Annotated in this window: 9 protein-coding genes; 5 read left to right on the plus strand and 4 right to left on the minus strand. The window is 71.8% G+C overall.

Annotation, left to right across the window (positions count from 1 at the left end; all coding sequences use genetic code 11):
* Positions 1–7: 7 nt before the first annotated feature.
* The 3 genes from ACH4OW_RS37340 (at position 8) to panD (ending at position 4,114) form a co-directional block, all read left to right on the plus strand.
* Entirely contained in the window at positions 8–3,412 is a 3,405-nt protein-coding gene (locus ACH4OW_RS37340) for a condensation domain-containing protein (protein ID WP_398033064.1), read from the plus strand.
* A gap of 53 nt (positions 3,413–3,465) precedes the next feature.
* Positions 3,466–3,678, plus strand: a complete 213-nt coding sequence (locus ACH4OW_RS37345; protein ID WP_398033043.1) for an MbtH family protein — start codon at positions 3,466–3,468, stop codon at positions 3,676–3,678.
* Between the two features lie 64 nt (positions 3,679–3,742).
* Positions 3,743–4,114, plus strand: a complete 372-nt coding sequence (panD, locus tag ACH4OW_RS37350) for an aspartate 1-decarboxylase (protein WP_360134933.1) — start codon at positions 3,743–3,745, stop codon at positions 4,112–4,114.
* 72 nt (positions 4,115–4,186) lie between these two features.
* On the opposite strand, the gene ACH4OW_RS37355 is transcribed toward panD, so the two are convergent.
* The 4 genes from ACH4OW_RS37355 to ACH4OW_RS37370 all read right to left on the minus strand — a co-directional run bounded on the left by ACH4OW_RS37355 (position 4,187) and on the right by ACH4OW_RS37370 (position 7,453).
* The gene (locus ACH4OW_RS37355; RefSeq protein ID WP_398033046.1) at positions 4,187–4,972 is read right to left on the minus strand and encodes a maleylpyruvate isomerase family mycothiol-dependent enzyme; all 786 of its coding nucleotides are present in this window, start codon (positions 4,970–4,972) and stop codon (positions 4,187–4,189) included.
* Between the two features lie 66 nt (positions 4,973–5,038).
* Positions 5,039–5,464, minus strand: coding sequence for a PTS sugar transporter subunit IIA (locus tag ACH4OW_RS37360; RefSeq protein ID WP_398033049.1), 426 nt, complete (start codon positions 5,462–5,464; stop codon positions 5,039–5,041).
* Entirely contained in the window at positions 5,379–6,638 is a 1,260-nt protein-coding gene (locus ACH4OW_RS37365; RefSeq protein ID WP_398033051.1) for an MFS transporter, read from the minus strand. Before ACH4OW_RS37365 ends, ACH4OW_RS37360 begins: the two co-directional genes overlap by 86 nt.
* A gap of 56 nt (positions 6,639–6,694) precedes the next feature.
* Positions 6,695–7,453: a DeoR/GlpR family DNA-binding transcription regulator gene (locus ACH4OW_RS37370; protein ID WP_398033053.1), complete on the minus strand. Its 759-nt coding sequence runs from the start codon at positions 7,451–7,453 to the stop codon at positions 6,695–6,697.
* A gap of 152 nt (positions 7,454–7,605) precedes the next feature.
* On the opposite strand from ACH4OW_RS37370, the gene ACH4OW_RS37375 reads away from it, so the two are divergent.
* Together ACH4OW_RS37375 and ACH4OW_RS37380 are read left to right on the plus strand one after the other, a co-directional pair.
* Complete coding sequence (locus ACH4OW_RS37375) at positions 7,606–8,208, plus strand: HAD family hydrolase (RefSeq protein ID WP_398033055.1); 603 nt, start codon at positions 7,606–7,608, stop codon at positions 8,206–8,208.
* Positions 8,209–8,342: 134 nt separating this feature from the next.
* A complete protein-coding gene (locus tag ACH4OW_RS37380; RefSeq protein ID WP_360134918.1) occupies positions 8,343–8,882 on the plus strand; it encodes a GNAT family N-acetyltransferase in 540 nt (179 codons plus the stop codon).
* The last annotated feature ends 154 nt before the right edge of the window (positions 8,883–9,036 follow it).

The following is a 9,036-nucleotide window of genomic DNA, read 5'->3' on the forward strand; positions in this document are numbered from 1 at the left end:
CGGCAAGGTGGACCGGGCGGCGCTCCCCGCGCACGAGCCGGCCCCCGAGCCGGCCCCCGCCGAGGACCACCGGCCGCCGCAGGAGCCGGCCCGGGAAGCCGCCGCCGAAACCACAGCGGCCGGCCGCGACGCGACAGACACCCTGACCGAGCTGTTCGCCCAGGTGCTGCACCTGGACGGTGCCGGGGCCGGGGACGACTTCTTCACCCTCGGCGGAGACTCCATCACCGCCATTCAACTCGTCGCCCGCGCCCGTAAGGCAGGTCTGCGCTTCACCCCGAAGCACATCTTCACCCACCGCACGGCCACCGCCCTCGCCCACTTCCTGGAGCAGGGCTCCGGCACGGCGAAGGCGGAGGCAAAAACAGAGACGACGACCGGGACGAAGACACCGGCGAAGGCGGAGACGGGAACGGAGACCAGGGCGGAACGGAACGGCTCCGAGGCGCCCCTCGCCACCCCGATCATGCACTGGCTGCACGAGCAGCGCGGCACCATCGACGCCTTCCACCAGTCGACTCTCCTGCGCGTCCCGCCGGGGCTCGGCCTGGACCACCTCGTCACCGCGGCACGGGCCGTGGCGGAACGCCACCAGTCGCTGAGCGCGCGCCTGGACAGCGGCGGCGGACTGGTGCCGGTCCCCGTCGGCCGGGACGCGCTGCCGAACGCCGTGCGCCGGGTCGACGTGTCGGGGCTGACCGAGGAGGCCCTGAGGGGCCGCATCACCGGCTGCGCCCGGCAGGACGCCGCGGCACTCGCGCCGTACGACGGCGTCATGATGCGCGTCACCTGGTTCGACGCGGGCCCGGAAGGCCAGGGCAGGCTGCTCGTCACCGTCCATCACCTGGCGGTGGACGCGGTCTCCTGGCGGGTCCTGCTCACCGACCTGTACACCGCCTGGCACGGCGCCACCACCGGAACCGTGCCGCGCCAGGAGCCCGTGCCGCTGACCTTGCGGGACTGGAGCGACAGACTGCGCAAGGCCGCGTACAGCTCCGACGCGGTACAGGAAATGCCCTACTGGACAAGCACGTTGAGCGGGCGGAGCATCCGGATCAGCGACGTTCCGCTGTCCGCCGCCCACGACATCTACGCCACCGCGGGGGAGACCTCGCTCACGCTCCCGGCGGAACTGACCGCCCCGCTGCTCACGACGGTGCCCACCGCGTTCGGCGTCCGCACCAACGACGTGCTGCTCGCCGGTCTGGCGCTCGCGGTCGCCGCCTGGCACCCGGAGGCGGCAGCGGGCACGGCCGTACTCGTCGACGTCGAGGGGCACGGCCGCGAGCAGCTCGACGAGGACACGGACCCGTCCGCCACCGTCGGCTGGCTCACCTCCCTGTACCCGGTGCGTGTCGACGCCGGAATCGACGGCTGGAGCGCGGACGGCGACCCCGCCGACCCGCGGCTCGGCGCGGCCGTACGCAGGGTCGCCGACCAGCTCGCCGAGGTGCCCCGGAACGGCATCGGCTTCGGCCTGCTGCGCCACCTGAACCGGGACACGGCCGCCGGCCTCAAGCGCTTCCCCAGCCCTCAGGTCGGGTTCAACTACCTGGGCAGGAGAGGCGGTTCGGGAAACGGTGACTGGGACGTGGCGCCCGAGTCGGACGCGCTGCCGCTCGGCGCCGACCCGCGGATGCCGATGCCGCACGTCGTCGAGGTCAACGCGGCGGTCGACGACGGCCCCGCGGGGCCGCGCCTGGTCGCCCACTGGCTGTGGGCCCGGCTGCACCTGACGGAGACCGAGGCTTGCGAACTGGCCCGGCTGTGGTTCACCGCGCTGGGCGCCCTCGTGGCACACGCGGCGACCCGCGCGGTGTCCGCCTCGTCGGCCGCCCAGGCGGACACCGAGGAACTGACCCGGCTCGGCGCCCGTACGGGCCTGGCCATCTCCCACGTACTGCCGATGACACCGCTGCAAGAAGGGCTGCTCTTCCACGCCCGGTACGACAGCCGCAGCCTGGACGTGTACAACGTGCAGATCGCGCTGGAAGTAGCGGGACAGCTCGACGTACAGCAACTGCGGGCCGCCTGCGACGCACTGTTGCGGCGCCACCCCATGCTGCGGGCAGGCTTCATGCAACTGCGGTCGGGCGAGCCGGTGCAGGTGGTACCGGAAGACGTCCGCATGCCCTGGTACACGCACGACCTCACGGGCCTGGCCCCCCAGGACCGGGACGAGCGGCTGGCGGACCTCCTTGAGGCCGACCGGCGCCGGCGCATGGACCCGGCCAAGCCGCCGCTCATGCGCTGCACCTGCATCGACCTCGCCCCGGACCGCCGGCAGGTGGTCCTGACCGTGCACCACCTGCTGGTGGACGGCTGGACCAACTCACTCCTGCTGCGCGACCTGCTCTGGCTGTACGGCAACGACAACGACAACGCGCTGCCGGAACCTCCCGACTACCGCGACTACCTGTCCTGGCTGGACCAACAGGACCACAGCCAGGCACGGTCCGCCTGGCGCGCGGCGCTGGCCGGCCTCAAGGAACCCACGCTGCTCACCCCGGACGACGACACCGCCCGCGTGCGGGCACTGCCGGAGAGCCTGGTCGTCGAGCTGTCCGAGGCGGAGACCAGCGCACTGGACGAGACGTCGCGCCGCCACGGCATCACGCCCAACACCCTGGTGCGCGCCGCGTGGACGCTGTGCCTGCACGAGCGGACGCGGCAGCGCGACATCGTGTTCGGCGCCACGGTCTCCGGCCGCCCGGCGGAACTGCCGGGTGTCGAGGACATGGTCGGTGTCTTCATCAACACCGTCCCGGTGCGGGTACGCCTGGATCCCGCCGAGCCGCTGGCGAAGCTGCTCGCCCGGATGCAGGAAGAGCACGCGGAACTCCTGCCCTACCACCACCTGCCGCTGCCCGACATCCAGCGGATCGCGGGGACGGGCACCCTCTTCGACAGCTGTGTCGTCTTCGAGAACTTCCCGACCGCCGAGGAACTGCCGAGCGGACCGGACGACGGCCTGGGGCTGGTCCGGGTGACCGGGTACGACGGCTACCACTACCCGCTGAAGCTGATGGTCGCCCCGGGCCCCCGGCTCCGGCTGGAGGTCAGCCACCGCCCCGACCTGATCGACGCGGAGTCCGCCCGGCAGACGGCCGACCGGCTGCGCGCGCTGCTCACCGCGTTGCCCCAGGCCATGGACGCACCCGTGGAACGCTTCCTGGCGGCCGAGCCGGCGTCCGTCCGCGATCCGGGGCAGTCGTCGCTGTGCGACCTGGTCGCCGAGGTGCTCGGCCGGGACTTCGTCAGCGTGGACGACGACCTGTTCGCGCTGGGCTGCGACTCGCTGACGGCGCTGCGCCTGGCGGGCCGGCTCGAAGCGGTGCTGGGCCGCACCGTCGACGTCGAGGCCGTCTTCCGCTGCCGCACCCCGCGCGCCCTGGCCAAGGCGCTCACCTGAACCGCCCGCACCCCACGCCCACCGAGATCACCGAAACCCGGAGGACCGACACCGTGACCAACCCATTCGACAACGAGGACGGCACGTTCCTGGTGCTCGTCAACGACGAGCGCCAGCACAGCCTGTGGCCCGCGTTCGCCGAGGTACCGGCGGGCTGGGAGGTGGCCGTGACGGAGACCGACCGGCAGAGCTGCCTCGACTACATCGAGACGAACTGGACGGACATGCGCCCGGCCAGTCTCGCCGACGCCGTCTCCGCGGCCTGACCGCACCCTTCCGCAGCAAGCCCACCGGTTTCACACCCACGTCAGAAAGCCAGAGCCAGCCACCATGCAACGGACCATGCTCAAGTCGAAGATCCACCGGGCCACCGTCACCGAGGCCAACCTGAACTACGTGGGTTCCGTGACGGTCGACCGCGACCTCATGGACGCGGCGGACCTGCTGGTGGGCGAGCAGGTGCACATCGTGAACGTGAACAACGGGGCCCGCCTGGAGACGTACGTCATCGAGGGCGAGCGCGGGTCGGGCGTCATCTGCCTCAACGGCGCCGCCGCCCGGCTGGTGGCCCCCGGCGACATCGTCATCCTCATCGGCTACGCCACGGTCGACGACGCGGAGGCCCGCACGCTGGAGCCGAAGGTCGTCTTCGTCGACGAGCACAACCGCGCGGTGAAGCTGGGCACGGACCCGGCCTCCTGACCGGCGTACAACGCGCCCGGGCCGGGCTCCGATCCGTGCCCGGCCCGGGTGCGCGGTCGGCCTCGGGCGGGCTCAGAACGTGGCCCGCTCCAGCCAGAAGTCCAACAGCCGCTTGTCGCCGAGGACCTTCACCCGGTCGCTGTCCGCCGGGAGGCGCCGGTAGAAGACCCACAGGACGTCCAGCATCGCGCCGCGCACGGAGACCGTCGCCTCGGAGTGCCCCCGGCGCCAGGAGAACCCCTCCTCCTCGAACTCGACGACCCACTCGCCGTTCAGGTCGGCGGCCGTGTCGGTGGCTTGGAGGTGGATGCTCCTGCCCGGCCCGCGCAGCTCGGCCAACTGCGGCTTGTGTGTGAGCGCCTCGGGAGTGGACAGCATCATCAGGAACTCGTCCAGGGCGTCCGCGGCGGCCCACGGTTCCGCGGTGAACTCGCGCCCCGCGGCCAGCGCCGCGTCCGCACGGTGGACCATCGTCTCGTTCATCGCCCGCCGCGCCCAGAACCCGCTGCGCTGCGACTCGCCCCACGCCCACATCTTCTCGTCGGGGCCGACGTCCCGCAGCGTGCTCACGAGCCGTTGCGCGCCCTCGGTCAGCCAGGCGCCGAGTGCGTCAGGACCGGCGTCGTCGGCCGGGGCCTCGGTGGTGAACGGCAGGCGTTCGGCCGCCCGGGCGCGGACGTTCGCCTCGTACCAGCGCTGGACCTGGCCGACGTGGACGACGAGTTCACGCAGGGACCAGTCGGGACAGGTGGGTACGGTGACCGAGGGGTCGGCGCCGGCGAGGGCGGCCGCGAACCCCTCGGTCTCCGCGAGGATCTGGTCGCAGTAACGGTCGTGATCGTGCGTCGGAAGTGTCATATCGCGCAGGGTAAGCCGTAGCGCCGCTCCTGCCACCCTGAATTTCCCCGGTGGGCAGGCCGCCGCTCAGCGGACGAGCCGGAACAACTCGTACAGGTCGTCGGTGGTGTGCGCCGCCCGCAGCAGACGGCGGAAGCCCGGGTGGGCACTGTGGCGGGCGAGGAGCGAGAACACCTGGGCGGGGCGGGGGTCGCGGAGCCTCTTCGGTACGGCCAGGACGAACACGTCGGACACCGGGCGGCCGTCGGCGCCGCGCCGGCCGAGTCGCGCGGGGACGCGGGCGAAGGCTGCCGCCGGTGCGGACACCGAGCGGCTGCGGGCGGTGAGCAGGGCGATGCCGTGGAAGCCGGTGGCGCCCCCGGACATCCGCCGGCGGACCGCGGAGGCGAAGGCGCGGGCGGGGAGTTCACGCGTCGGCCGGCGCGGGTTCGGGCGCGGTGGCCCCGCTGCGCGCCGGGCGGAGGATTCCGGCGGCGCACACCGCCGCCACACAGAAGGCGACGGGGAGCAGGAAAGCCAGATTCAGGGGCACGAGGTGAGTGAGCGGTCCGATGACGGCGGGCCCGGCCAGCATGCCCACATACCCCATGCCGGCGACTTTCGAGACGTTCGCTCCGGAGGACGCCGGGTCCGCATTTCCCGCGGCGGTGAAGAACTGCGGAATGCACCCGGACAGGCCGATGCCGAAAAGGGTCCAGCCCAGCAGGGCGAGGGGTATCCACGGGGAGAGCGCGGCGGCCGCCAGGCCGATTGCGGCGCAGCCGGCGCCGTAGCGTACGACGAACACCCGGCCGCAGCGGGCCACCACCCGGTCGGTGACGAACCGGCCGACGGTCATGGCGGTGGCGAATCCCCCGTAGGCCAGTGCGGCGGTCGCGGCGGGCGCGTCGAGCACGTCCTTGAGGTGCAGCACACTCCAGTCGTTCGCCACGCCCTCGCAGAGCATGAGCAGGAGGGCGAGCACGCCCAGCGCCCAGACCTGGGACGGCGTACGGCGTCGGGTCGCCCGCGCGGCGGCCGGAGCGCCGGCACGGTCCTCCGCCACCGCGCCCGCCGTGGCAGGTGAGGGGCGTTCCGGGGGCAGCAGGCCGGGTACCAGGGCGAGCGTGACCACGACACCGGCCACCGCTACGCCGGCGAGCGTGAGGGAGGTCTGCCGGCCCCAGCTGATGGCGCGGGCGCCGGCCAGCGCGGCGAGGACACCGCCGACCGAGAACACCGCGTGGAAGGCCGACATCACCGGGCGGCCGTAACCGCGCTCGACCTGAACAGCCTGGGTGTTCATGCTGACGTCCAGACAGCCGTTGCCGAAGCCCAGTGCCAGCAGGGCCGCCGCCAGGGTCCAGGCCGAGTCGGCCAGGCCGGGCAGTACGACGGTGCCGCTGCACAGCACACCGCCGGCCAGGACGATGTTGCGGCTGCCGAAGCGGTCCGCCAGCACCCCGCAGAGCTGCATGCCCACGAAGGCGCCGCCGCCCAGGAAGAGCAGCAGCCAGCCCAGGACGGCGTGCGTGATGCCGACGTGGTGTTCGACGGCGGGGATGTGCACGATCCACATCCCCATCACGAACCCGTTGAGCGCGAACGCCACGAAGGTGCAGGCGCGCGCTGTGCGTAAGCGCCGCGACGGCGGCGACCCGACGGTGGGGACAGTCGATTCACTCATCAGGAGTGACCATAACGCACACTCAACATGTTCGACAGGGGTGTTCCGCACCCCGGTCAGACATGCACGATGTTCACGCCCGCCGCGCGCATCTCCTCGACCACGGCGCCGCCTTGGGGCGCGTCGGTCACCACGACGTCGAGCTGCTCGACCGAGCAGATCCGGCCGAGCGCCACCCGCCCCAGCTTCTCCGCGGTCGCCACCAGGACGATGCGCCGCGCCGACCGCGCGGCGACCCGCTTCACGTGCACGTCGTCCAGGCTGTACGCGGTCGCCCCGTTGGCCGCGTCCACACCGCAGCACCCGAGGATGAAGGTGTCGTACCGCAGGTCCTCGAACGTGCGCAGCGCCGTCTCCCCGTAGAACGACAGCTCCCCCGGCCGGACTTGGCCGCCGGGAAGCAGCAGGCGGATACCCTCGTGCTCGGCGAGCGGCATGGTCGCGTGCAGCGACAGGGGGGTGACGGTCAACCGGCGGCCCGCCATGGCGTGGGCGACGGCGACCGCCGTGGTACCGGTGTCCAAGGCGACGGTCTCCCCGTCGTTGAGCATCCGCACGGCCACGTCGGCCAGCTTCGCCTTGGTCTCGTTGCCGACCATGGCCCGTACCGCGTACGGCGGTTCGACCCCGCTGAGCAGCGCGGTGACCGCGCCGCCGTGCACCCGGCGCAGGGCCCCCCTGGACTCCAGCAGTTCCAGGTCGCGGCGGATGGTCATCTCCGACGTCTGGGTGGAGCGGGCGAGTTCGGCCACGGAGGCCCGGCTGCGCTCGGCCAGCAGGGCCAGGATGAACCGGTGGCGTTCGGAGACATTCATGCCGCTGATGTAGCACATCAACACAGCCGGTGCGAGTTCTCGCCTCGTGCCCGGTTGGCCACCACCACCTTCGCGGCCGGTGACCGGTTGACATCCCCACAGCCCGAGTATGTACTCACACGAACGGTGTGTGATTCTCGTGCGGAGGCGTGATGACAGCAGTGCTCTTCGACCTGTTCGGCGTGATCGCCCGGCACCAGTCCCCGGCGGCCTGCGCCCGCCTGGAAAGCACGGCCCGGGTCTCCGGTGACGCCTTCTGGAAGAGTTACTGGGCCTTGCGCCAACCGTACGACCGGGGTGACCGGAACGGCGCGGAATACTGGCACACCGTCGCCGACGCGCTCGGCGTGCGCTTCGACGAGGAACGCATAACGGAACTGATCGCCGCCGATGTTGCCAGTTGGAGCCGGGTCGACGACGCGATGGTGGAATACGTTCGCGGACTGGCGGACAACGGCGTCACGATCGGCCTGCTGTCGAACATTCCCGAGGAATTGGCGGCGCACTACGAAAAGCACCAGGAGTGGCTGAAGCTCTTCCCGGTCCTCGCCTTCTCCTGCCGCATCGGCCACGCCAAGCCGGAGGCCGACGCCTACACCTGGTGCAGCACCGCCTTCGGCCTGCCCCCCGAGCACATCCTGTTCGTCGACGACCGCAGGGCCAACGTCGAAGCAGCCGAAGCCCTGGGCATGCGGGGCCACGTCTTCACGTCCCTGGCGGAACTGCGCCCGGCACTGCCCCGCACCACCGGCTGACGGCACCCCTCACACCGGCGCCGGGGCAGGGGCCCTGACACCCCTGCCCCGGCGCCTTGCCGTGGTGGCACCCACCGCTTCCCGCCGCAGAAAATGGATTGCCCCGGGAACCGTGCTCACGTTGGCTGTGCCGCATGGTTGAACTGCACACCGATCGCCTCGTACTCCGCCGATGGCAAGACTCCGACCTCGAACCGTGGGCGGCGATGAACGCCGATCCCGAGGTCCGGGAGCACCTGGGCGACCTGCTCACCCGTGAACAAAGCGATGCCTCCGTGGCGCGGTTCCAGGCCGAGTTCGACCAGCGAGGCTACGGATGGTGGGCCGTCCAGTTGCAGGCCACGGGCGAGTTCATCGGCTTCGCCGGCCTGGACCGGGTGGACGACGGCATGCCGTTCACGGGGGTGGAGATCGGCTGGCGGCTCGCCCGCTCGGCCTGGGGCCGGGGTTACGCCACCGAGGCCGCTCTGGCCGGCCTTGCCTTCGGCTTCGAAACGCTCGGACTCCCCGAGATCCTCGCCGTGACGACTGCCGCCAACCTCCGTTCCCAGGCAGTGATGCGCCGGATCGGCATGACCCGGGACCCGGCCGACGATTTCGACGACCCCACCGCGCCCGAAGGGCCCCTGCGCCCGAACGTGCTGTACCGCATCGCGCGTGGTGGGCGGTCCTGACGCTCCCTGCTCGGTCGCTTGCCGGGCCGCGGCGGGAGGCGGGCGCCTGGGTGGCTAGTGGAACTGTTGCTCTTCGGTGGAGCCGCGCAGCGCGGTGGTTTCGGAGGCGGGGTTGATGGCGGCGGCGATCTGGTCGAAGTAGCCGGTGCCGACC

Origin of the sequence: Streptomyces sp. NPDC017056, from assembly GCF_044332485.1 — a bacterium.
GTDB lineage: Bacteria > Actinomycetota > Actinomycetes > Streptomycetales > Streptomycetaceae > Streptomyces.